Origin of the sequence: Streptomyces luteoverticillatus, assembly GCF_003970715.1 — a bacterium.
Taxonomy (GTDB): Bacteria; Actinomycetota; Actinomycetes; order Streptomycetales; family Streptomycetaceae; genus Streptomyces; species Streptomyces abikoensis.
On the sequence record NZ_CP034587.1, the window covers coordinates 6,508,621 to 6,532,044 of the forward strand.

Genomic DNA, 23,424 nt, shown 5'->3' on the forward strand with positions numbered 1-23,424 from the left:
AGCTTAGGCTTACCTAAGCTGACGCACCGGGGGTTACCGGTGCGACCAGGAACGTTCGCCAGAAACCGGGAGTCCCCACGCGATGCGTCACCACCAGGACGAGAACTCCGCCGAACTGCCGCTCCTCGCCGCGCAGTCCGGAATCCTCTACGCCCAGGCTCTCGACCCCGCGAACCCGGTCCTCAACACCGGCGACCGTGTGGAGATCACCGGACCCCTGGACGAGGAGCTCTTCGAGCGCGCCCTGAAGCGGACCACCGCCGAGGCCGAGACCCTCGCCCTGCTGGCCACCGCCGGGGACGGCACCACCCCCGCCCAGCGCCTCGCCGCCCCCGCGCCCGCCCTCCACCGCCTCGACCTGCGCACCGCCACCGACCCCGAGGCCGAGGCGACGGCCTGGACCGCCGCCGACCTCGCCCGCCCCGTCGACCTCACCGAGGGCCCCCTCGTCACCCACGCCCTCATCCGCCTCGCCGACGAGCGCTACTGGTGGTACCAGCGCGTCCACCACTTCGCCGTCGACGCCTACGCCCTGAACCTCATCGGCCGCCGCCTCGCCGAGGTCTACACCGCCCTGGCCACCGGCGCCGAGCCCACTCCCCACCCCTTCGGCACCCTCCGCGAACTCGTCGACGACGAGGCCGCCTACCTGGCGGGCGAACGCCACGCCGCCGACCGCGCCCACTGGCGCGAGCGCCTCGCCGACCGGCCCGAGCCCGTCTCGCTCTCCGACCGCCCCGCCGCCCCCGCCCAGGCCGTCCTGCGCCACACCGCCGAACTCCCCGCCGGCTCCCTCGCCCGGCTGACGGCCGCCGCGGGCACGGTGAAGGCCACCTGGGCCGAACTGCTCGTCGCCGCCACCGCCGGCTACCTCCACCGCGTCACCGGCGCCGAGGACATCGTGCTCGGCCTGCCGCTGAAGAGCCGCACCAACAAGACCGCCCTGCGCACCCCCGCCATGATGGTCAACGTCATGCCGCTGCGCGTCACCGTCCGCCCCCAGGACACCGGCGCCGGATTCCTCCGCCGCGTCGTCATGGAGATGCGGGCCGCCAACCGTCACCAGCGCTACCGCCAGGAGGACCTCCGCCGCGACCTCGGGCTCACCTCCCCCCAGCAGCCGCTGTTCGGGGCGATGATCAACATCAAGCCCTTCGAGAACGAGGACCTGGACTTCGCCGGCCTCCCCGGCGCGCTGACCAACCTCGCCGCGGGCCCCGTCGACGACCTGGCCGTCGGCGTCACCCCGGGCCCCGACGGCACCCTGCGCCTCGGCCTGGACGCCAACCCCGCGCGCTACGACGCCGGCTCCCTCGCCACGCACGAGCACGGACTGCGCCGCTACCTCGACGCCCTCACCGACCTGCTGCTCGACGACGCCCAGCGGCCCGTCGGCACCATCGACCTCCTCGACGCCGACGAGATCCACCGGGCCACCGCCGGCCGCGCCGAGCCGCCCGTGGACCGCACCCTGCCCGAGCTGTTCGCCGCGCAGGCCGCCCGCACCCCCGACGCGATCGCCGTCCGCAGCGGCGCCACCGCCCTCACCTTCGCCGAACTCGACGCGGCCGCCAACCGCCTGGCCCACGAGCTGGCCGACGCGGGCGTCCGCCCCGGCACCGCCGTGGCCCTGGCCCTGCCCCGCAGCGCCGACACCGTCGTCGCCCTCTTCGCCGTCCTCAAGGCGGGTGGCGTCTGCCAGCCCCTCGACCTCGGACACCCCGCCCAGCGCCTCACGGCGGTCCTCGACGACACCCGCCCCGCCCGGATCGTCGGCACCGCCGACGCCGTGCGCGGGCTGCCCGAGCACACCGTCCCCGTCCTCCTCCTCGACGACGAGGCCACCCGCGCCCGGATCGCCGCCCGGCCCACCACGGCACCCGCCGCCCCCGCGCTCCACCAGCCCGCCTACGTCATCCACACCTCGGGCTCCACCGGCCGCCCCAAGGGCGTCCTCGTCACCCACGCCTCCCTCGCCAACCTCCACGCCGGGCACGGCACCGACCACATCGCCCCCGCCCGGATACGCACCGGACGGGACCGGCTGCGGATCGCGCACAGCGCCTCCTTCGCCTTCGACGCCTCCTGGGACCCGGTCATCTGGATGGTCCACGGTCACGAGCTCCACCTCCTGGACGACACCGCCTACCGCGACCCCGCCACCCTCACCGCCTACGTCCACGAACACCGCGTCGACTACCTCGACGCCACCCCCTCCTACGTCGAGGCGCTCATCGCCGAGGGCCTGCTGGCGGAGGGCCGCCACCACCCCGCCCTCGTCGTCGTCGGCGGCGAGACCGTGCCCGACCCCCTGTGGCGCCGCCTCGCCGCCACCGAGGGCCTGAGCCCCATCAACCTCTACGGCCCCACCGAGACCACCGTCGACGCCTACTACTGGCTGGCCGACGACGACGGCACCCCCGTCGGCCGGCCCGTGCGCGGCTCGCGCGCCTACGTCCTCGACAACTCCCTGCGCCCGGCCCCCACCGGCGTCACCGGCGAGCTGTACCTCGCCGGCGCCTGCCTCGCCGCCGGCTACCTGGGCCGACCCGACCTCACCGCCGAACGCTTCACCGCCGACCCCTTCGGCGCCCTCCACGGCGAGCCCGGCGCCCGGATGTACCGCACCGGCGACCTGGTGCGCCGCCGCCCCGACGGCACCCTGGAATTCCTCGGCCGCGCCGACGGCCAGATCAAGATCCGCGGCTTCCGCGTCGAACTCGGCGAGATCCAGAGCGTCCTGGCCGGCCACCCCGCCGTGGACCGCGCCGCCGTGATCGCCCGCGACACCGCCACCGGCAAGCGCCTCCTCGGCTACGCCGTGCCCACCGAGGGTGCCACGCCCGACCCCGAGGAGCTCCGCGCCCACCTCGCCGAGCGACTGCCCGACCACATGGTGCCCACCGCGATCCTGATCCTGGACGCCCTGCCCCGCACCGCCAACGACAAGCTCGACGTCAAGGCCCTGCCCGACCCCGAGCCCACCACCACCGGCCACCGCGCCCCCCGCACCCCCCAGGAGGAGATCGTCGCCGGTCTCTTCCAGGACGTCCTCGGCCTGCCCGAAGCCCCGTCCCCCGACGCCGACTTCTTCGCCCTCGGCGGCCACTCGCTGCTCGCCGGCCGGATCGCCGCCCGCGTCCGCGACGCCCTCGGCGACGACACCATCGGCCTCGCCGACGTCTTCCGCAACCCCACCCCCGCCGCCCTCGCCGCCCTCGCCCGCGACCGGGACACCGACCCCGACCGGCCCACGCTCGTCCCCGTACCGCGCACCGAGCGGATGCCGCTCTCCCCGGCCCAGAAGCGGCTGTGGTTCATGTACCGCCTCGAAGGCCCCAGCCCCACCTACAACATCCCGCTGCTGCTCGACCTCACCGGCCCCGTCGACCAGGACGCGCTGCGCCTCGCCCTCGCCGACCTCGCCGAGCGCCACGAGACGCTGCGCACCCTCTACCCGGCCCTCGACAACGAGCCCCACCAGCTGATCCTCACCCCCGAGCGGGCCCGCCCCGAGCTCCACGTCGCCCCGCTCGACGCCGACCTCACCGTGGCCGTACGCCACTCCTTCGACCTGGCAGAAGAACTCCCGCTGCGCGTCACGCTCTTCTCGGATGGCGGCGAGCGGCACACCCTGCTGCTCCTGCTCCACCACATCGCCGGCGACGGCGCCTCCACCACGCCCCTCGCCCGCGACCTCGCCGCCGCCTACAGCGCCCGCGCCGCCGGCCGGGCCCCCGGCGCGGCCCCCCTGACCGTCCAGTACACCGACCACACGGCCTGGCAGGAGCGCCTCCTCGGCACCGCCGACGCGCCCACCCCCGCCGCCGTCCGCATGCTCGACCACTGGAAGGCGGCCCTCGCCGGCCTGCCCGACCAGCTCGAACTCCCCACGGACCGGCCGCGCCCCGCCATCGCCTCCACCGCGGGCGACACCGTCCCCTTCGAGCTCGGCCCCGAGGCCCACGCCGCGCTCGCCGCGCTCACCCGCGCGAGCGGCACCAGCGTCTTCATGGCCGTCCAGGCCGCGCTCGCCGCCCTGCTCACCCGCTACGGCTGCGGCACCGACATCCCGCTGGGCACCCCCGTCGCCGGGCGCGACGACGACACCACCGCCGAGCTCGTCGGCTTCTTCGTCAACACCCTCGTCCTGCGCACCGACACCTCCGGCGACCCCACCTTCCGCGCCCTCCTGGAGCGCGTCCGCACCACCACCCTGGCCGCCCACGAGCATGCCGGCCTGCCCTTCGACCGGCTCGTCGAGGAGCTCAACCCGCCCCGCTCACTGGCCCGGCACCCCCTCTTCCAGGTGATGCTCGCCTGGCAGTCGATGCCCGACGCCGCGTTCGCGATGGGCCCGGATCTCGCCGCGCGGATGACCGCCGTGCCCACCGGCACCGCGAAGTTCGACCTCACCCTCAACGCAGGCGAGCGGCCCGGCGGCGGCATATCCGGCTTCCTGGAGTTCCGCACCGACCTCTTCGACACCACCACGGCGGAACGTCTCTCCACCCACCTCACCAGGCTCCTCACCGCCGCCGCGACCGACCCCGACACCCCCGTCGGCCGCCTCCCGCTCCTCGACGGGCCGGAGCTCCACCGCTCTCTCGTGGAGTGGAACGCAGGCCGGAGAACGGCCCCTTCGGAGCACCGCACCCTCGTCGAGCTGTACGAGGACGCTGCTCGCCGCCACCCCGACCGCACGGCCGTGACCTGCGACGGCGCGTCCCTCACCCACGCCGAGCTGTCCGCCCGAGCCAACCGCCTGGCCCGGCTGCTCGCCGGACGCGGCATCGGCCCCGGCGCCATCGTCGCCCTCGCCCTGCCGCGCTCGCTCGAACTCGTCACCGGCCTGCTGGCCGTCGCCAAGTGCGGCGCCGCCTACCTCCCCATGGACCCGGACTACCCGGCCGACCGGCTCGCCTACATGCTCGCCGACGCCGCCCCCGCCGCCGTCGTCACCGACACCGCGACCGCCGCCCGGATCCCGGCGCACGACCTGCCGGTCGTCCTGGTCGACGGCACCGACGCCGACGCGTACGCGGCCGGCGACCTCACCGACGCGGACCGCACCCGGGCCCAGCGCCCCGGCGACGTCGCCTACGTCATCTACACCTCGGGTTCCACCGGCCGTCCCAAGGGCGTCCCCGTCACCCACCACAACGTCACCCGGCTGTTCTCCGCCACCGACCACTGGTTCGGCTTCGACGAGAACGACGTGTGGACCCTCTTCCACTCCTACGCCTTCGACTTCTCGGTGTGGGAGATGTGGGGCGCGCTGCTGTACGGCGGCCGGCTCGTCGTCGTCCCCCACCTCGTCAGCCGTGACCCGGCCGCCTTCCTCGGCCTGCTCGCCGACGAGGGCGTGACCGTCCTCAACCAGACGCCGTCCGCCTTCTACCAGCTCATGGCGGCGGACAAGGAGCACCCGGGTCGCGATCTCGCCCTGCGCTACGTCGTCTTCGGCGGCGAGGCCCTGGAACTCGGCCGTCTCGACGACTGGTACGACCGCCACGCCGAGGACGCCCCACGCTCGTCAACATGTACGGCATCACCGAGACGACCGTGCACGTCTCCTACATCGCCCTCGACCGGGCGAGCGCCGCCGGCGGCACCTCCAGCACCATCGGCGTCAACATCCCCGACCTGCGCGTCTACGTCCTCGACCCGTACCTCCAGCCCGTGCCGCCCGGCGTCACCGGAGAGATGTACGTCGCGGGCGAGGGCCTGGCCCGCGGCTACCTCGGCCGGCACGCCCTCACGGCGGAACGATTCGTCGCCGACCCCTTCGCCCACCTCTTCGGCGAGTCCGGCAGCCGGATGTACCGCTCCGGCGACCTCGCCCGCCGCCGCCCCGACGGCACCCTCGAGTACTTCGGCCGCGCCGACCACCAGGTGAAGATCCGCGGCTTCCGCATCGAGCTCGGCGAGATCGAGGCCGTCCTCGCCGACCACCCCGACGTCGCCGACGCGGCCGTCGTAGTCCGCGAGGACACCCCCGGCGACAAGCGCCTCGTCGCCTACGCCGTCCCGGCCCACGACACCACCCCGGCCCTGCTCCGCGAGCACACCCGGGGCGAACTCCCCGGCCACATGGTCCCCTCCGCCGTCGTCCTGCTGGACCGGCTGCCGCTGACCGCCAACGGCAAGCTCGACCGCAAGGCCCTCCCGGCCCCCGACCTCGCCGCCGCCGTCACCGAGGGACGCGCCCCGCGCGGCCCCCGCGAGGAACAGCTCTGCGCGATCTTCGCCGATGTCCTGGGCCTGCCCCGCGTCGGCGTGGACGACAACTTCTTCGACCTGGGCGGCCATTCGCTGCTCGCCGTGCGCCTCGCCGGACGCGTCAAGGAGGCCCTCGGCACGGACACCGGCATCGGCACGGTCTTCCAGGCCCCGACCCCGGCCGCGCTGGCCACCGCCCTCGACGCCCAGGCGCCGGCCACCGACGCCCTGGACGTACTGCTGCCCCTGCGCCCCGCCAAGGACGGCGACAAGGCACCCCTCTACTGCGTCCACCCCGCCGGCGGCCTCAGCTGGTGCTACGCCGGACTCATCCGCCACCTCCCCGCCGACGTGCCGATCTACGGCCTCCAGGCCCAGGGCGTCGGCCCGGCGACCGCCGCCGAAGCGCTGCCGCGGACCCTGGAGGAGCTCGCCGCCCACTACGTCGACCGGCTCCGCGTGGTCCAGTCCGACGGCCCGTACCGGCTGATGGGCTGGTCCACCGGCGGCATCATCGCCCAGGCCATGGCCACCCGGCTCCAGGACCTCGGCGCCGAGGTCGAGCTGCTCGCCATCCTCGACGCCTACCCCGCCGAGGGCTTCCGCGAGCTGCCCGTACCCGACCAGGCCGAGGCCCTGGAGGCGCTGCTCACCATGGGCGGCCACGGCCCGGACAGCCTGGCGGGCAGAGCGCTGGAGCTGGCGAACGTCATCGAGGTGCTGCGCCGCGAGGGCTCCCCGCTGGCCAGCCTCGACGACGCCACCTTCGACGCCCTCAACCGCACCTACCTCAACACCAACCACCTGGTGCGCGCCTTCGACCACCGCGTCTTCAAGGGCGACGTGCTGTTCTTCCGGGCCACCGTCGACACCATCGACGACACCCTCACCCCCGACACCTGGACCCCCTATGTGACCGGGCGGATCGACAACACGAACGTCGCCTGCTCGCACAAGGACATGACCCTGCCCGAACCGATCGCGCACATCGCGAGCGTCATCGCCGACCGACTGCGGAATCTGGAGAACTGACCCCATGAGCGACGCACCCGCCAACCCCTTCGACGGCGACGGGGAGTTTCTCGTCCTCGTCAACGCCGAAGGGCAGCACAGCCTCTGGCCGGGCTTCGCCGCCGTGCCCGAGGGCTGGACGACCGTCCACGGGCCCTGCGCCCGGCAGTCGGCCACCGACTGGATCACCGAGCACTGGACCGACCTGACCCCGGTCTCCGCCCGGTGAGGGGCCTTTCTCCGCGCATCGCCGTCGTGGTCGTCTACACGGCGGCGATGTGCATGAACGGGCTCGACTCCACCGTCGTCAACCCGGCGCTGCTCACCATCGCCCGGGACTTCGGCGAACCGGTGTCGGCCGCCAACACCGTCGAGGTGGCCTTCCTCGTCGCGCTCGCCGTCGCCCTGCCCGTCGCGGGCTGGCTCGGCGACCGCTTCGGCACCAAGAAGGTCTTCCTCGGTGCCCTCGCCGTCTTCACGGCGGCCTCCGCCGTCTGCGGCCTGGCCCAGGACCTGCCGACGCTGGTCCTCGCGCGCGTCGTCCAGGGCGTCGCGGGCGGGCTGTTGACGCCCGTCGGCATGACCCTGCTCTTCCGGGCCTTCCCGCCGCACGAGCGGATGAAGCTGTCCAAGGTGCTCATCGTGCCGACCGCGCTGATGCCGGCGCTCGGCCCGCCGCTCGGCGGCTTCCTGACCGAGCACCTGTCCTGGCACTGGCTGTTCTTCGTGAACGTGCCGATCGGGGCGGCGGCCGTGCTGCTCGGGCTGTTCGGCGTCCGGGAGCACGTGGAGGGCACCGAGGGCCCCTTCGACCTGACGGGCTTCCTGCTGGCCACCCCGGCTCTGGGCCTCCTCACCTACGCGCTGGGCTTCGGCCCCGCGCACGGCTGGACCACGCCCTCCGTCCTGGTCTCCGGCACGCTCGGGCTCGTCCTGCTGGCCTCGGGGTGGGTCCACCTGCTGAAGGCGCGCACGCCCCTGCTGGAAGTGCGGCTGCTCGCCGACAAGGTGTTCGCGTCCGCCACGGTCCTCGCGCTGGTGACCTCGGCCGGGCTGATGGGCGTGCTCTTCGCGTTCCCGCTGCTCTACCAGGCGGCGCTCGGCGCCTCGGCCCTGGACGCCGGGCTGAGCGTCTTCCCCGAGGCGCTCGGACTGATGCTGGCCTCCCAGATCACCGACCGGCTGCTGCCCAGGCTCGGGCCCCGGTGGCTCGCCGTGCCCGCCCTGGTGCTCGCCACGGCCGTCTTCGGCGCGCTGGCCGTGCCGGGTGTGGCCGAGAACGCGTGGGCCGTACGGGCGCTGATGTTCTGCGTGGGCCTGGTGCTGGGGACGGCCGTGCTGACCGTCCAGATCGCCGGGTTCGCGGACGTACCGCCGCCGGCCATGGGCCAGGCGATGGCACTCTTCACCATCGTGCGGACGCTGGGCGGCGCGCTCGGCATCGCGGCCGTCGCCGCGGTGATCTCCGCGTGGGGCGGCTCCGGGACGCACGAGACGGACCCGGCCCCTTACCGGGCGGCCATAGCGGTCACGGCGGGCCTTGTCGCCCTCGGCACGCTGGGCGCGCTGCGGATGCCTAAGGAGGCGCCGGCGCCACCGCCTTTCGACGAGGAGCCGGAGGCTGCGGCAGCCGCCGCCTGACACCGGGAAAGCCCCCACGCGCGACGCGTGGGGGCTTTCTTGTCGCTTCTACGCGGGGTGCTGCTTTCCCAGCAGCCCCACGAGCCCGTCGGCGAGCCCGCCGCGCCAGCAGGCGTAGTCGTGGCCGCCGTTGAACTCGCGGTAGTCCACGTCGTAGCCGCGTGCTTCCAGGACGTTGCGCAGGTGGCGGTTCTGCGGCAGGAGCATCCACTCCTGGAGGCCCACCTCCAGATGGAAACGGACGGGCAGCTTTTCACGCGTCGCGAACTGGCGGGTCAGCCACTCGCTGCCGCCGTCGAACTCGGTCCCGTCCGGCCACCAGAAGGAGCCCGACTGCGACAGCGCGTTCCCGAACCGTGCCGGCCTGCGGAAGGCGGCGAACGCTGCCGTGAGGCCGCCCGCGCTCTGCCCCGCCACGACCGTACGGGCCGGGTCGTCCGTCACCCCGTACTCGCGCGCCGCCCACGGCAGCAGCGTGTCCGCCAGCCAGTCGACGAACTCCTCGCTGCAGCTGAGGTCGGCCATCCGCCGGTCGCGGCCCATGGTCTCCACCATCAGCGTCACGGTTGGCGGGATCCGGCCGTCGTGGTGGAGGTTGTCCAGCGTCGCCCCGAAGTCCAGCACCGGGCCCCACATCTCGCCGTCCAGCAGCACGGCCACCGCGTACGGGCCGCCGCCGGTGGTGTGACCCGCGGGCAGGTGCACGCCGACGCGCCGCCCGTCGACCTCGGCGGCGATCTGTGTGCCGCGCGCTATGGCGTCGCGCGGGGCGGCCCAGTGCTGCGCCGGCGCGTCGGGGAGCTCCAGCACGGAGGACGGGTTGCGGCCGTCACGGGCCGCGAGCGAGGGCCCGGCGGCGAGCGGGTCGGGCAGCGCCTCGTCCAGCACGCGCAGCCAGCTGCGCCGGTCGGTGCGCAGGGCGTCCTCGCGGGTGCCGCGGTGCACGGAGAACTGGTACGACGCCCGGTGATCGGCCCGCAGCCGGTGGCTGATGGCCCACACGTCGGTGCCGGGCACGTTGGTCATGAGGTGCGGGGTGAGGTCGTGGGCGTGGCGGTCCTTGTCCGTGACGGTGTGGAGCAGGGCGAGGACGGCGGAGGCGCTGTCGTCGCGCCAGAGGAAGGTGACGAGGCGCCAGGCCGGATCCCCGGCGGGGTCGGGTTCGACGAGGGGGGTGCCGGTGGCTGTGACGCGCCGCCAGAACGTTTCGGCGGTAGCGGGGGTGTCGGCGAGCTCGCGCAGGGCGGGGCTCTGGAACTCCATGTGACTCTTCCTTTCGGTGGCAGGTGCCGTGGGGAGGAGGCCCCGGTCCCGCCCTTTCACCGTTTCCTGGGGGCTTCGCCCCCAACCCCCCGGGTTGTGGGCAGGCGTTCCGCAGGGCTGGGGGCACCTCCCAGCGGTAGCTGGGGGAGGGTGGGCACAACCCGGCCACCGGGCCGCACCCGAACCCGTCGGGTTCAGACTCGCGCCGCCCCCGACCGCCCCAGCAGCACCCACAGCAGGAACGGCCCGCCGAGAACGGTCGTGACGATGCCCACCGGCACCTCGATCCCGTCGAAGACGATCCGCCCGACCGTGTCAGCGGCGACGATGAGCACGGCGCCCGTCAACATCGACCCCACCACCGGCACCCGCACCGGCCCCGCCAGCCGCCCCGCGATCACCGGTGAGGCGAGTGCCACGAAGCCGACCGGGCCGCAGATGCCCACCGCCAGCCCGGCCAGGGCCACGGCCAGCAGCAGGCAGAACAGCCGCACCCGGGCCGGGGCCACGCCCAGGGACGACGCCGTGGAGTCGTCGAAGCGCAGCACGTTGAGCTGCCGGGCGACCACGAGGGCGAGCGGTACGAGGACGGCGAGGCCGATGAGGACGGGGGTGGCCACCGAGTAGCCGCGCCCGTTGAGGCTGCCGGAGGTCCAGACGTACAGGGAGCTCGCCGAGTTCAGCGAGCGGCGGGTGAGGACGACCTGGGTGACGGCGGAGGCGAGGGCGGACATGGCCAGGCCCACCACCAGGACGCGGTAGCCGCGCTGGCCGAGGCCGCCGGAGACGGTGGTGACGACGAGGACGGCCACCAGCGCGCCGAGGGGGCCGGCCCACCAGGCGCCGAAGGTGCCGGTGAGGGTGGTGGAGATGAGGACGGCCGCCGTCGCGCCGTCGTTGACGCCCAGGAGTTCGGGGGTGGCGAGGCGGTTGCGGGCGAGGGTCTGGGTGAGGCAGCCGGCCAGGCCCAGGGCGGCGCCCGCGGTGAGCCCGGCGACGATCCGGCCGAGCCGGAACTTCTGGACGAGGAGCACGTCGAAGCGGTCGCCCGAGCCGAGGACGGCGTTGAACGTCCGGGTCAGGCCCATCTCGCTCTGGCCCGCGTACGCGGACAGGACGACGGCGGCGACGAGGAGCGCCGCCAGCGCGAGCGCGGCGAGCGCGGCGCGGCGCGGCAGCAGCACGGAGAGCGCGCCGCCGCGCAGGACGATGCTGTCCTCCCGCTCGTCGCGGCGCGCCGGCCGCAGGGCCGCGAACCGCCGCTTGGGCGGCGGCGCGGTCTCCTGCGTGGCGGGGTCGGTCATGCCCATCGCCCCCAGCCGCCGGGAGCGGACGATGCCGATGAGGACGGGGGCGCCGATGAGGGCGACGATGACGGAGACCGGTGCCTCGAAGGGCCGGGAGACCACCCGGGCCAGGACGTCGGCGCCGGTGAGGACGCCCGCGCCGATGAGCCCGGCGAAGGTGATCTGGGCGGTGAGCCGGGGCCCGGCGAGGGTGCGGGCGAGGAAGCCCGCGAGGAGGCCGAGGAAGGAGATGGGGCCGACGAGCGCCACGGCGGAGGCGGTGAGCAGGGTGACGGCCACCGCGACGATCACCCGGATGGTGGAGGGGCGGTGGCCGAGCCCCTTGGCGAGGTCGTCGCCGAGCGCCAGCGCGGACAGTGGCCGGGCGACCAGCAGGGCGATCACGAAGCCGACGGCGAGGACCGGCAGCAGACCGGTGAGCTTGCCGAAGTCCTCGACGCCCGCGAGGGAGCCGAGGACCCAGAAGCGGAAGCGGTCGTAGGTCTCGGCCGAGTTGACGACGATGACGCTGGTGAGCCCGCCGAAGGTGGCGCCCAGCGCGGAGCCGGCCAGCACCAGCCGCATCGGTGAACCGCCGCCGCGCCGCCCCGCGATGAGCAGGACCAGCGCGCTGGCGGCGATGGCGCCGCCGAACGCCCACAGCAGGTGGCCGAGGCCGCTCTGCACCCCGAGGAAGGCGATGCCGGCCACGACGCCGAGCGAGGCGCCGGCGTTCACACCGAGCAGGCCCGTCTCGGCGAGGGGGTTGCGGGTGACGGCCTGGAGGAGGCTGCCGGAGGTGCCGAGGGCGGCGCCGACGAGGAGCGCGGTGAGGGTGCGGGGGATCCGCAGGTCGCCCACGACGAGGGAGAGGCGCGCGTTGTCGCGCGCGCCGTGCCGGCCGAGGAGGTAGTCCAGGACGGCACCCGGGCCGACCTCGCCCGCGCCGACGGACAGGGAGAGGGCGGCGAGCACGAGGACGGCGAGCAACAGTCCGGCGGCGATGGCCGCCAGTCGCCGACGGCCGTGGGACGGTCTGGGAACTGCCTGGTCGGCGGCGGGTTTCGCCTCGGTGTCCACGTGCGCCAAAGTCATAAGGTAAGGCTAGCCTAATGCCCTCCGTCGCCCGGAAGCTCCGGGGTCGTACCGCCGGACACCGGCATGCGAAGCGGTATGTACCGCCATAAAGTGGTCATGCTTTGTCGTCAGCCCCCTCCGAGGAGGGTCGCATGCCCAGCCGTACGCTCAAGGACAAGGTCGTCGTCATCGGGGGAGCGTCGAAGAACCTCGGCGGCCTCATCGCCAGGGAGGTCGCCGCGGACGGCGCGAAGGTCGTCGTCCACTTCAACAGCCCGTCCTCCAAGGAGGGCGCCCAGCGGACCGCCGAGGCCGTGAAGGCGGCGGGCGGCGAGGCGATCGTGCACGAGGCCGACCTGACCCAGGTCGCGGAGGTCGAGGGGCTGTTCGAGGTGGCCGTCGGCGCCTTCGACAAGGTCGACTGCGTGGTGAACACCGCCGGCATGGTCCTCAAGAAGCCGCTGACCGAGGTCACCGAGGACGAGTACGACAAGATGTTCGCGGTGAACTCCAAGGCGGCGTTCTTCATGATGCAGGAGGCCGCGAAACGGGTGGAGGACGGCGGGAAGATCGTCACCATCGTGACCTCGCTGCTCGCCGCCTACACCGGCCTGTACTCCGTCTACGCGGGCAGCAAGGCCCCCGTCGAGCACTTCACCCGCGCCCTGTCCAAGGAACTGTTCGGGCGGAACATCTCCGTCAACAACATCGCCCCCGGTCCCATGGACACCGGCTTCTTCTACCCCGCCGAGACCGACGACTCCATCGCGTACCACAAGTCCTCCGCCATGAACGGCGAGCTGACGAAGATCGAGGACATCGTGCCGTATGTGAAGTTCCTGCTCACCGACGGCTGGTGGCTCAACGGGCAGACCCTCTTCGTCAACGGCGGCTACACCACCCGCTGACCTCCCCGCCCTGCCCGCCCCGGAACGGCTACGACCGCGCCGGCCCGCTCCGGACGAGCGGCACGGGCCCGGTAGCGGCGGCCTCCGACCCCTCCAGCGCGAACAGCCGTATCACCGGCGGGACGACATACGACGGCTCCGCCGCCCGCCGTCCGTCGAGGGCCTCCAGCAGATGGCCGTCCAGCAGGTCGCCGAGGATCCGGTGGGTCCGCGCGGTCCCGCAGCCCAGCAGCGTCGCCGCGCCCCGCAGACCGAACCCCGGCGCCCGGGCCGCCGCCAGCCGGCGCAGCGCCCACCGCGTCTGGTCGTCCAGCACGCCGAACGCCGCCGCGACGGCGGCGCGCACCGTCAGGTCGCCCGAGCTCAGTTCCCGCAGCCGGGTGCGCGGATCGTGGAGGACCTCGTCGACGAGCGTCCGCATCGTCCAGTGCGGCCGCGCCAGCAGCCGGCAGCCCACCACGCGCAGGGCCAGCGGGATCCGGCCGCACAACTCCGCCACCAGCGCCGCCTCCGCGCGCTCCCGGCGCACCCGCTCCTCGCCCACCATCCGCGCCAGGAAGGCCAGCGACTCCTCCGTGGTGAACGCCCCCACGTCGACGCGCCCGGCGCCCGGCAACGCGGAGAGCCGGCGCCGGCACGTCGCGAGCACCGCCGAACCGCCCACCCCCGGGCAGGCGCAGCGCACCTGCCCCTCCGCGACCGCGTCGTCGAGGACGATCAGCACCCGCCTGCGGGCCAGCGCGGCGCGCAGCCGCGCGCCCGCCTCCTCCACCGGGCCCGCCCCGCCCGCCGGGTCGCCCAGGGAGCGCAGCAGGTGCCGGACCACGTCGTCCGGGCCGAGGGCGGGGTGCCCGGCGGGGGAGAGCTGGACGAAGAGCTGGCCGTCCGGGAACCGGGAGCGCATCCGGTGCGCGGCGCGCACCGCCAGTGCCGTCTTGCCCGCGCCCGGATGCCCGGCGACCAGCGTCAGCCGCTGCCCGCACCGGACCCCCTCGGGCGCCAGCGCCCCCTCGATCCCCAGCAGTTCGCGCTGACGGGCCGTGAAATCCGGGGTGTCCGGCGGCAGTTCGCAGACGGGCGCGCCGGGGACGCGCATCCCCGGCGCCCGGCCTCCGTCCGTCCGCGCGGCGTGCGCCGCCGCGTCGTCGCCGGGCCGCTCCTCCGGCGCGTCGTCGGGCTCCGGCGCGAGCCGCGCGGCCCTCGCCGCCTCCACGAGCCGCCGCGCGGCCTCGTCCCCCTGGGCCAGCGCCCCCGCCAGGAGCTCCACGGACTTCCGCTGGGGGCGGCCCGTCCTGCCGCGCTCCAGATCGCCGATCGCGCGCACGCTCAGCGTGGACGCCCCGGCCAGCTCCTGCTGGGTCATGCCCGCCGAGAGCCGGTAGCGGCGCAGCAGCGGGCCGAACGCGAGCCCCTGGCCACCGTCCGTCAACGTCATTCCCCCTCGGGCCCCTTCCCCGCCGGCACACGGCCGGCCACGACCGGCCTGCGGGCCTCCTCGTTACCGGCCCACCCCAGCGTAGGACGCTCATCCCAGCGGTCAAGATGCCCCCTTCGCTCGCCGACGTCCGCTATGGACCGGGCCGCCGGCGCACCGCCGCCTCGCGCCCCGCTCGGTCCGGCGGCGGTCCACCGGCAGTCGCCCGGCAGTCCGCCGGAGAAGACCCGCGAAGGCGTTGCGGGCCGCGCCGCGACTGCCGCACGATGCCGCAGTAGCCAGGGGCCGGAGGGCCCGGACCTCCGCCCGGGAAGGTGGTCGATGACCGCGCACCGGCCCGCCGTCGAGCCCGGGCCCCGCTATGTGAAGGGCCACTGCGGCGGCGACGGCTTCCTCCTCCTGCTCGACCCCGGCAACCGGGTCGCGCTGACCGAGGACGCGATCCGGGGACTGTGCCACCCGCGCACCGGGCTCGGCGGGGACGGCCTGCTGCGCCTGACGGCAGCCGGCCCCGGCAAGGGGTCCGCCCGTCCGCGCGGCGAGTGGTTCGTGGACTGCCGGGACGCCGACGGCTCGCACTCCCTGGCCTGCGGCCCCGGCGCCGGTTTCGTCGCCCGCTATCTGACGGTCGCCGGCCTCGCCGGGCCCGGGGCGCTGTGGATCGGCACCCGCGCGGGCGATCAGCGCGTCACCGTCGACGCCAAGGGCCGGACGACCGTGGAAATGCCCACCCCGCTCGTCCTCGGCACGGCGGGCGTGACGGCGGACGGGCAGTCCTTCCCCGGCACGCTCGTGTCGCTGGGCGCCCTCCACCTGGTGTGCGTCATCGACACCCCCGTGTCGTACCTGGACTTCACCAAGGAGCCGCAGCCGGACACCGCCGCCTTCCCGAAGGCCGTCGGCGTGCTCGTGCCGTCCGCCGACATGGTCTTCGTCAACGTGCTGCCGCGCGGCAGCCTGCGCGTGCGCGCCTACCGGCCCGGGGCCGGGGAGATCCGTGCGGGCGGCGCCGCCGCGTGCGCGGCGGCCGCGGCCGTCCAGCACGCCGCGGGCCGCCGGGAGACCACGGTCGTCGAGAACGTCACGGGGCCGCTGACGGTGGCGCTCGACGCGTCCGCCGTCACGCTCCTCACAGGGTCGGCGGGCGTCGCGGCGGAGGGCGTCCTGGACGCCCGGTGGCTGGCCGCGCTGTGAGGCGGGGGCGTGGCGGGGCGTCAAGTGCGTGCGGCGCAACGCTCGGTTGACAACCTTGCACTGGAGTCACGGCCCGTTCCGGGGTGAGGATCGAGGCATGAACTCCCCTGAGCGGAACACCGCTTCTTCCGATGTCTCCTTCGCCACCCGTGACCAGCTGGCGGTCGTCAGCCAGACCGGGTGCTCCATCACCTTCTTCGACGCCGCCACCCATGAGCGGCTGGACGTCGTCGACGTGCCCGCCGAACCGCACGAGCTGTGCTTCGACCCGGACCACCGGGTGCTGTACTGCGCGAGCAGCTACGTCCACGGCTACTACGGCATGCACGAGGCCCGGGCCCGGCAGATCACCGTCATCGACGCCGACACCCACGCCGTCGTCGACGTACTCGACACCGCCCCCGACCACGCGCCCCACGGCCTCGCCCTCGACCGGGCGCGCGGCCTGCTCTACGTCAGCGTGGAGGCCACCGACACCGAGCCGGGCGGCGTGATCGTCTACGACACGGCGACGCGTGAGCGGCGCGGCAGGATCCCGGTGATGGCCGGCGGCCCCCACTGGGTCGAGATCACCCCGGACGGCCGCCGGGGCTACACCACCAACAAGGAGGCGCCCTTCGTCTCCGTGCTCGACCTGGAGCGCGGCGAGTTCGCCGGGCGGATCGAGGTGCCCGGCAGCGAGGGCCTGGCCGTCTCGCCGGACGGCGCGCATGTCTACGTGGCCGCTCCCAAGGGCGACTTCTCGGGGGCCGAGCCCGCCGCCGACCCGGGCGTCCGGGTGATCGAGACCGCCACGGGGGAGATCGTCCGCACCCTGCCCACCGAGGGCGTGGTCTTCCCGGTGCACACGACGGTCACCGGGGCCGTGCTCGCCGGCGAGCTGCGGATGGCCCGGGGCGAGGGGGGCAAGCTCGGCGCGCAGACCAACGGTGTGCTGACCGTCTTCGCGCCGGGGTCGCTGGAGGTCGTGGGCCGGGTGGAGGTCGGGGTCTTCCCGCTGACCGTCACCTCTTCGCCGGACGGCAGGACGGGCTATGTCTCGGCGGTCATGTCCAGCACGGTGACGGTGGTCGACCTGACCGCCCCGAAGGTGCTCGCCACCCTGGACGTGGGCAGCAAGGGCGAGGCCGGGGCCCATGGCCTGGCGTATATCACCGCCGCCCGCGGCTGACGCCCGGGCACGGCACGGCCGCCCGGGTGCCACCACCCGGGCGGCCCAACCGTCCCGGCCGCCGCGGTTGCGAGAGTGCCCGTCCGGCCCGAGGGTTGGTGTCAAGATCATCGAACCGGTGTCGATGCCGGGGTGAGGTGACGGGTCGCGTCTGCCGACGGGCCGTCATCCGTGAGGAGTCAGCATGTCCGGATACGGTGAGGTCTTCCGGCGTGGTCGTGGGCGCCACCGGCGGCGCCGGCGGGCTCCGCTGAAGACGGCCGCCGCGGTCTCCGCGCTGGTGACGTGCTCGGCCTTCGCGGTGCACGCGGTGGACGACGACCAGGAGGACTGCGTACCGCTGCCGGCGGGCGCCAAGGGCGGCCGCGGCGACCTGCCGGCCTGGTGCCACGGCCACCGTGCCGGGGGTGCCCCGGCGGGCAAGGGCGGCCCCGGTGACACCGGCGACGGGGTGGCCCGCGACGGCGACAGCGGCCACCGGGACCGGCCCGCCGCCCCGCCCGCCCCCGAGGGTGTCTACGACCGCGAGCGCTGCGGCAACACCTCCGGGCGGGTCCTGCTGACGCTGGACGACTGGCCCTACAACGACCCCGAGCGGTCGGTGCGCATCGGCGCCCAGCTCAAGGCGCAGGGCATCCGCGCGGCGTTCTTCCTGATCGGCAAGTTCGCCGCGCAGTACCCGCAGATCACCCGGCAGCTGCGGCAGCAGGGCCACTGGGTGGGCAACCACTCCTACACCCACCGCCATCTGCCCAGCCTCGACGACGACGAGCTGCACGACGAGATCCACAACGGCGTGGCCGGCAACCTCCTGCGGCCGCCGTACGGCGACGCGGGGGAGCGCGAGCGGGAGCTGGCGGCCGAGCTCGGCTTCCGGATCTGCAACTGGACCATCGACACCCACGACTGGGAGAAGACCCAGGGCCACGCGCGGAGCGTGGACGACATCCGCGCGAGCGTCCGCGACGCCACACCGGAGGAGAAGCGCAACGGCGTCGTCCTCGGCCACCTGTTCAGCAACTTCCCCGACGCCCTGCCCGACATCGTCAGCGACCTCCAGGCCCAGGGCTACCAGGTCTGCCGCAACAACGGCCCCGTCACCGAGAAGGTCCCCTACCCCCTGGACTGCTGACGGGCGCGAGGCCCGGGGGCCGGATCCGGCGGATCATGCAGTGCCCCGCGCCCCTACGGGGCGCCGTGGTGGCGCGTGACGAAGATCCGCCGGACGCGGCCTAGTAGCGCACCGGCAGCGCGGCCAGACCGCGCAGGGCCAGGCTCGGCCGCCAGTCCAGCGTCTCCGGGCGGTCGGTGTCGAAGGCCAGGCGGGGGCAGCGCTCCAGGAGGCTCCGGAGGGCGACGGCCGCCTCCAGCCGGGCGAGCGGGGCGCCGAGGCAGTGGTGGAGCCCGTGGCCGAAGGCCAGATGGCCGCGCGCGTCGCGGTGGATGTCGAAGCGGTCGGGGTCGGCGAAGTGGCCGCCGTCCCGGCCGGCCGCGGAGAGGATCACGATGACGGGCTCGCGGGCGGGCAGGGTGATGCCGCCGATCTCCACGGGCTCGGTGGTGAAGCGGTAGGAGGCCCGCTCCACGGGCGCCTGGTGACGCAGGGTCTCCTCGATCGCGCCGTCCAGCAGCGACCAGTCGGCCCGCAGCTCGGCGAGCTGCGCCGGGTGGTTCAGCAGGGAGTACACGGCGCTCGATATGAGGTTGACGGTGGTCTCGTGCCCCGCGACCAGCAGGACGAAGGCCATGCCCAGCAGTTCGGCGGGGGAGAGGCGGTCGCCGTCGTCGGCGGCCGCCGCCAGGGCGCTGAGCAGGTCGTCCTCGGGGAGCGGCGCTTCGCCTCGATGAGGCCGTGGAGGTACTCCGTCATGGCCTGCGCCGCGGCGGCCGCGGCCGCCATGTCGGTGAGCTGGACCATCTCGTTCGACCAGGCGCGGAAGTCCGCCCTGTCGGCCGCGGGGACGCCGAGGAGTTCGCAGATGACGGTCAGGGGGAGGGGCAGCGCGAAGGACTCGACGAGGTCGGCGCGGCCGGTGGCCGGCAGGCCGTCGAGCAGTTGGTCGGTGATCTCCTGGATCCGGGGCCGCAGGGCCTCCACGCGGCGGGCGGTGAACTCCTTGGCGACCAGCTTGCGCAGCCGGGTGTGGTCCGGCGGGTCGGTCTGCAGCATGTTCGTGCCGATGGGGACGCCGCCGTCACCCGTCCAGTCGGGCGAGTTGCGCAGGTCGTTGCTGAAGCGGGGATCGGCCAGGGCGGTGCGGGCCTCGTCGTACCCGACGATCAGCCAGGACTCCTTGCCGTCGGGGGTGCGCATCCGGTGGACGGGGCCCAGCTCGCGCAGGCGCGCGTAGGCGGCGGTGCGGTCGGCGGCGAGGTCCGCGCCGGGGTCGGAGTAATCCATGAGAACGGGTGTGGACATGGTGGAGTCCCTTCCGCGTCCGGAGACGACCGGAGTGAAAGTGGGGTATGTTCCCCGTTTGCCTGGCCGACTGTAGCAGTAACCGGGGAGTGCTCCCCGGATGGCGGGCTCGCGCGGGAGGGCACCCGGTCGGGCGCCCTCCCGCGCGCGGTTCAGCGCGGAGCCCGCCGCGGGACGCCGTCCGGGTCCCGGGAGCCGGGCACCGCCGGGCCGTCCTCCGCGAACTGCCCGCGCTGGAGCTCGTACAGATCGCGGAAGACGCCCGCCGAGGACGGGCCCATCAGCTCCTCGAAGGTGCCGCTCTCCCGGAGCCGGCCGTGCTCCAGGACGTGGATGACGTCGGCGTGCCGCACCGAGGCCAGCCGGTGGGTGATCAGCAGCACGGTCTGGCCGCCGTCCGCGAGCCGCCGGATCTGGTCGAAGACCTGGAGCTCCGCCCGGGCGTCCAGGGCCGAGGTGGGCTCGTCGACGATGAGGATCCGCCCCTCCCGGTAGCGGGCCCGGGCGATCCCCAGCCGCTGCCACTGCCCGCCGGAGAGCTGGTGCCCGCCCTCGTAGCCCCGCGCGAGCAGCGTGTCCCAGCCGCGCGGCAGCTGCTCGACCACCTCGTCGGCGCCCGCGTACCGGGCCGCCGTCTCGAGCCGCTCCTGGGACACGGCGTGATCGGTGCGCCCGATCGCGACGTTCATCCGGCAGGTGAACGGCCACCGGTGGAAGTCCTGGCTGACCATCGCGAAGCGCGCGAACACCCCGGCCCGGTCGAGGCCCGCCATGTCCTGGCCGTCCCAGAGGATCCGCCCCGAGTCCGGGCGGTAGAGCCCGGCCAGCAGCTTCACCAGGGTGCTCTTGCCCGAGCCGTTCTCCCCGACCAGCGCCACGATCTTCCCCTGGGGGATCGTCAGGCTGACGCCGTCCAGCGCGGGCCGCCGCGCGGCGGTGCCCGGATAGCCGAACGAGACGTCCTCGAACCGGATCTCCTTGGGATTGTCCGGCACGGGCTCCCCTCCCTCCGGGATCGCCCGCTCGGCCGCCTCCTGGCACAGCCGCTCCAGGTCCTGCACGTAACAGGCCTCCTCATAGAGGCTGTTGATCTGGAGGATCAAGGAGGCCAGGCTCGCCGAGCCGCTGCGCGTGGCCAGCACGGCGGTGCCCGCGACGGACAGCCGCATCACCCCGGTCAGCAGCAGCCCGCCCAGCGCGGCATAGGTGGCGAGGACGGCCGTCCCCGTCAGCGCCGAGGCGATCAGCCGGACGCGCGCGGCCTCGCGCGAGAGCCGGGTCTGCTCGGCCTCCGAACTCTCCGACATGCTGCGGAAGTGCCGCAGGAGGAACGGGCCGACGCCGTGCACCCGCACCTCCGGCGCGGGCTCCGTCTGGATCAGCAGACCGCTCAGCAGCCGCCCCGCACGCGCGTGCTGCACCCAGTGGTGGAACGAGGAGTAGCGGGCCCGGGCGATGCGCAGCGAGGCCCACGCGCGGGGCACGGTCGTCAGGGCCAGCAGCGGCAGCAGCACCGGGTGGAGCACGGTCAGCACCCCGGCGGCCGCGACGAACGCCACCAGCGCCCCGACGACCCCCGAGCAGTACTTGATCATGCGGCGGGCCGACGACGCCCCGTACTGCGCGGAGTCCAGCAGGCGGTGGAACTCCTCGTCCTCGATGGCCGCCAGCTCGACGTGGATGACCCGCTCCAGGTACATCTCCGTGGCCACGCGCTCGACCTTGGGCTCCAGCCGGCCGGTGCCCGAGGTGGACGCCGACGTCGCCAGCGCGCCCACCACGCCCGTGACGGCGACGACCAGCAGGGCGGGCAGGGCCGCGGTCAGCCGCTGCCCGGTCGGGCCGGCGGCCAGCACCGCGGCCAGGACGTGGTTGATCGCGATCAGGCCGACGGCCTGGCTGACCCCCTGCCCGAGCTCCGCCGCCGCCACCGTGCGCAGCGCGCCGCGATCGGCCCGCGCGGCCAGCCGGATCGTGGCGCCGACGAGGCGCGGCAGCCGCAGCGCCATCGACCACAGGGACAACTCCAGATGGGCGTTCTCGTGCTTGTTCCAGCCCTGGTCGTGCCGGAGCGGCCCGCCGAACAGCAACCGCTCGGACGGCGAGGCCTCTTGGGGACGGGGGTGGCGGGGCGGGCTATGACGCACAGAGCCTCCTCGTTGACGCCGGACCGGACGAGTGCTCGGAAAACGACGCCCGCGAGGGGGCCGCCACGGCCCCCCAAGGGCGCTTTCTCGTCCGGAAGTTCGAGCATGCGTCAAGCGGCGGTGGGGAGGCGGCGGTCCCGCCGGTGATTCACTCCGCCGTGGCGGGTCACCCGATCCGGGGGTTGCGCCGCCGCCACCACGGCCGGACCGGGAGCGCCGGCCGCTCCGGGAAGCGGGCCAGGACCGGCAGGGTCAGCGCCAGCCAGCCCGTGGCCAGCAGCCAGCCGCCCACGAGGTCGGACGCCCAGTGGACGCCCAGCACGACCCGGGTGAGCGCCACCCCCACGGCCCACAGCAGCGCGCAGCCCGCCGCCGCACGGCCGGGCCCGCCCGGGCACCGGCGCAGCAGCGCCCAGGCGAGCAGCCCGCCCGCCAGCGCGCTGGTCGTGGCGTGGCCCGAGGGGAAGGACGCGCCGTGGGCCGCGCTCAGCCAGCCGTCGGCCGGCGGGCGCGGCCGGTCCACGGCGACGCGCAGCCCGATCCGTACCAACTGGCCCGCGCCCAGCACCGCCTCCGCCGCCACGACGCCCAGCGCCCGCCCCGACGCGATCCAACCCGCCACGCCTGCCAGCAGATACGGGACCACGCCCGTGCCCGTCGAGGTCAGGGCCTTCGCCGCCGGGCCGAGACCCGCGCGATGATTCAGGGCCACGTCCCGCACCGCCGTGTCCACCGCGAACGGCGTGCCGCTCCTGGCCAGCACCAGGGCCGTCAGGACGGCCAGCGCGATCAGGGCCGGGGCCGCGACCACCACCGCCACGGGCACGGCCCGGCGGCGGTTCACGCGGCCGTCACCAGCAGCGGCCGCAACCGGCCCTTGCGGGCCCGCTCCACCCAGGGCGCGCCCCGGGTCGCCAGTACGGTCAGGGGCGCCGCGAGCGCCACGCCCGTCAGCGCGCCGGCGGCCACGTCGTGCGGATAGTGGGCGCCGATCCACACCTGCGAGGCGCCCATGGCCGCCGCCGCCAGCCCCGCGACCGCCCCGAGCCGGCGCTCGACCAGCCACAGCGCGGCGGCCGTCGCGAAGGCGATCACCGCGTGGCCGCTGGGGAAGGACCAGTCACCGGGAGCCGGGCACGACTCCAGGGTGAAACTCCGCGGTATCGAACGGCAGGGCCGGTCCTCCCGCACCGCCACCCTCACGACCATGTCCACTCCGTACACCATCGCCACCACCAGGGGAGTGGCCAGCGCCCGGGCCATCATCGGGGAGTCCGAACGCCGGGCGAGCCACCAGGCGGTCAGCATCAGCGCGGCGAACAGCGCCAGTCCGAATGCCGACCACGTGGAGACCGTATCGTTCAGCAGCCACGGCGCGTGCCGCGCGTCCCGGGTGATCTCCGTGTAGAGACCACCGTCGATGCCCGAACCGTCGAAGCCGGGGGAGCCGGGCAGGAGCGCCGGCGATATCACGATCACGAGTGCGGACCCTCCCATGGTCAAGGGCCGGCCGGTGGCCGGCCCCGTGTGCGTCGCCGTATTCCTCGATTCCCGGATCACACCGGGTGGTTCGCTTCTCCCTACATCCGGACATACAAGAATCCCCCCGCCCCGGGGCCCGTACACCCGGAGCGGGGGGAATTCCCGCGG

At 74.5% G+C, this 23,424-nt stretch carries 12 protein-coding genes and 2 pseudogenes; 7 read left to right on the forward strand and 7 right to left on the reverse strand.

Going from position 1 to position 23,424, the window contains the following annotated elements; all coding sequences use genetic code 11:
• Positions 1-82: 82 nt before the first annotated feature.
• The 3 genes and pseudogenes from EKH77_RS28930 (at position 83) to EKH77_RS28940 (ending at position 8,874) form a co-directional block, all read left to right on the forward strand.
• A pseudogene (locus tag EKH77_RS28930) lies at positions 83-7,254 on the forward strand (amino acid adenylation domain-containing protein).
• A 4-nt stretch (positions 7,255-7,258) separates the two neighbouring features.
• Positions 7,259-7,462: an MbtH family protein gene (locus EKH77_RS28935; protein WP_126917200.1), complete on the forward strand. Its 204-nt coding sequence runs from the start codon at positions 7,259-7,261 to the stop codon at positions 7,460-7,462.
• A gap of 47 nt (positions 7,463-7,509) precedes the next feature.
• Complete coding sequence (locus EKH77_RS28940; protein ID WP_126918364.1) at positions 7,510-8,874, forward strand: DHA2 family efflux MFS transporter permease subunit; 1,365 nt, start codon at positions 7,510-7,512, stop codon at positions 8,872-8,874.
• Between the two features lie 48 nt (positions 8,875-8,922).
• On the opposite strand, the gene fes is transcribed toward EKH77_RS28940, so the two are convergent.
• Both fes and fhuB read right to left on the reverse strand, forming a co-directional pair.
• Positions 8,923-10,137: an enterochelin esterase gene (fes, locus tag EKH77_RS28945; protein ID WP_126917201.1), complete on the reverse strand. Its 1,215-nt coding sequence runs from the start codon at positions 10,135-10,137 to the stop codon at positions 8,923-8,925.
• 194 nt (positions 10,138-10,331) lie between these two features.
• Positions 10,332-12,518 (reverse strand): Fe(3+)-hydroxamate ABC transporter permease FhuB, encoded by a 2,187-nt coding sequence (gene fhuB, locus EKH77_RS28950; protein ID WP_126917202.1) that lies wholly within the window; start codon positions 12,516-12,518, stop codon positions 10,332-10,334.
• Positions 12,519-12,652: 134 nt separating this feature from the next.
• On the opposite strand from fhuB, the gene EKH77_RS28955 reads away from it, so the two are divergent.
• On the forward strand, positions 12,653-13,408 hold the full coding sequence (locus EKH77_RS28955; protein WP_126917203.1) for an SDR family oxidoreductase: 756 nt from the start codon (positions 12,653-12,655) through the stop codon (positions 13,406-13,408).
• 28 nt (positions 13,409-13,436) lie between these two features.
• Here EKH77_RS28955 and EKH77_RS28960 read toward each other — a convergent pair whose 3' ends face one another.
• Positions 13,437-14,843 (reverse strand): NB-ARC domain-containing protein, encoded by a 1,407-nt coding sequence (locus EKH77_RS28960; protein ID WP_126917204.1) that lies wholly within the window; start codon positions 14,841-14,843, stop codon positions 13,437-13,439.
• A 321-nt stretch (positions 14,844-15,164) separates the two neighbouring features.
• Here EKH77_RS28960 and EKH77_RS28965 point away from each other — a divergent pair, with 321 nt between their 5' ends.
• The 3 genes from EKH77_RS28965 (at position 15,165) to EKH77_RS28975 (ending at position 18,340) form a co-directional block, all read left to right on the forward strand.
• Positions 15,165-16,037, forward strand: coding sequence for a diaminopimelate epimerase (locus EKH77_RS28965; protein WP_164737892.1), 873 nt, complete (start codon positions 15,165-15,167; stop codon positions 16,035-16,037).
• 97 nt (positions 16,038-16,134) lie between these two features.
• Positions 16,135-17,208 (forward strand): YncE family protein, encoded by a 1,074-nt coding sequence (locus tag EKH77_RS33155; protein ID WP_164737893.1) that lies wholly within the window; start codon positions 16,135-16,137, stop codon positions 17,206-17,208.
• 184 nt (positions 17,209-17,392) lie between these two features.
• Entirely contained in the window at positions 17,393-18,340 is a 948-nt protein-coding gene (locus EKH77_RS28975) for a polysaccharide deacetylase family protein (RefSeq protein WP_126917206.1), read from the forward strand.
• 100 nt (positions 18,341-18,440) lie between these two features.
• Here EKH77_RS28975 and EKH77_RS34860 read toward each other — a convergent pair.
• From EKH77_RS34860 to EKH77_RS28995, 4 genes and pseudogenes are all read right to left on the reverse strand, one after another.
• Positions 18,441-19,627 (reverse strand): annotated as a pseudogene (locus EKH77_RS34860) (cytochrome P450 family protein).
• Positions 19,628-19,779: 152 nt separating this feature from the next.
• Positions 19,780-21,774 carry an ABC transporter ATP-binding protein gene (locus EKH77_RS28985; RefSeq protein ID WP_126917207.1) on the reverse strand — a complete coding sequence of 665 codons (1,995 nt, stop codon included), beginning with the start codon at positions 21,772-21,774 and terminating at the stop codon, positions 19,780-19,782.
• 166 nt (positions 21,775-21,940) lie between these two features.
• On the reverse strand, positions 21,941-22,618 hold the full coding sequence (locus tag EKH77_RS34445; protein ID WP_276319246.1) for a phosphatase PAP2 family protein: 678 nt from the start codon (positions 22,616-22,618) through the stop codon (positions 21,941-21,943).
• Positions 22,615-23,253 (reverse strand): phosphatase PAP2 family protein, encoded by a 639-nt coding sequence (locus EKH77_RS28995; RefSeq protein ID WP_240667587.1) that lies wholly within the window; start codon positions 23,251-23,253, stop codon positions 22,615-22,617. The genes EKH77_RS34445 and EKH77_RS28995 overlap by 4 nt, the downstream gene beginning before the upstream one ends.
• Positions 23,254-23,424: the final 171 nt, after the last annotated feature.

What these genes read in the sequence shown, in the direction of transcription:
- EKH77_RS28935 (WP_126917200.1), top strand. Translation starts at nt 7,259, where the DNA reads ATGAGCGACGCACCCGCCAACCCCTTCGACGGCGACGGGGAGTTTCTC.
- EKH77_RS33155 (WP_164737893.1), top strand. Translation starts at nt 16,135, where the DNA reads ATGAACTCCCCTGAGCGGAACACCGCTTCTTCCGATGTCTCCTTCGCC.
- EKH77_RS28975 (WP_126917206.1), top strand. Translation starts at nt 17,393, where the DNA reads ATGTCCGGATACGGTGAGGTCTTCCGGCGTGGTCGTGGGCGCCACCGG.
- fes (WP_126917201.1), bottom strand. Translation starts at nt 10,137, where the DNA reads ATGGAGTTCCAGAGCCCCGCCCTGCGCGAGCTCGCCGACACCCCCGCT.
- EKH77_RS28960 (WP_126917204.1), bottom strand. Translation starts at nt 14,843, where the DNA reads ATGACGTTGACGGACGGTGGCCAGGGGCTCGCGTTCGGCCCGCTGCTG.
- EKH77_RS28965 (WP_164737892.1), top strand. Translation starts at nt 15,165, where the DNA reads ATGACCGCGCACCGGCCCGCCGTCGAGCCCGGGCCCCGCTATGTGAAG.
- fhuB (WP_126917202.1), bottom strand. Translation starts at nt 12,518, where the DNA reads ATGACTTTGGCGCACGTGGACACCGAGGCGAAACCCGCCGCCGACCAG.
- EKH77_RS28955 (WP_126917203.1), top strand. Translation starts at nt 12,653, where the DNA reads ATGCCCAGCCGTACGCTCAAGGACAAGGTCGTCGTCATCGGGGGAGCG.
- EKH77_RS28940 (WP_126918364.1), top strand. Translation starts at nt 7,510, where the DNA reads ATGTGCATGAACGGGCTCGACTCCACCGTCGTCAACCCGGCGCTGCTC.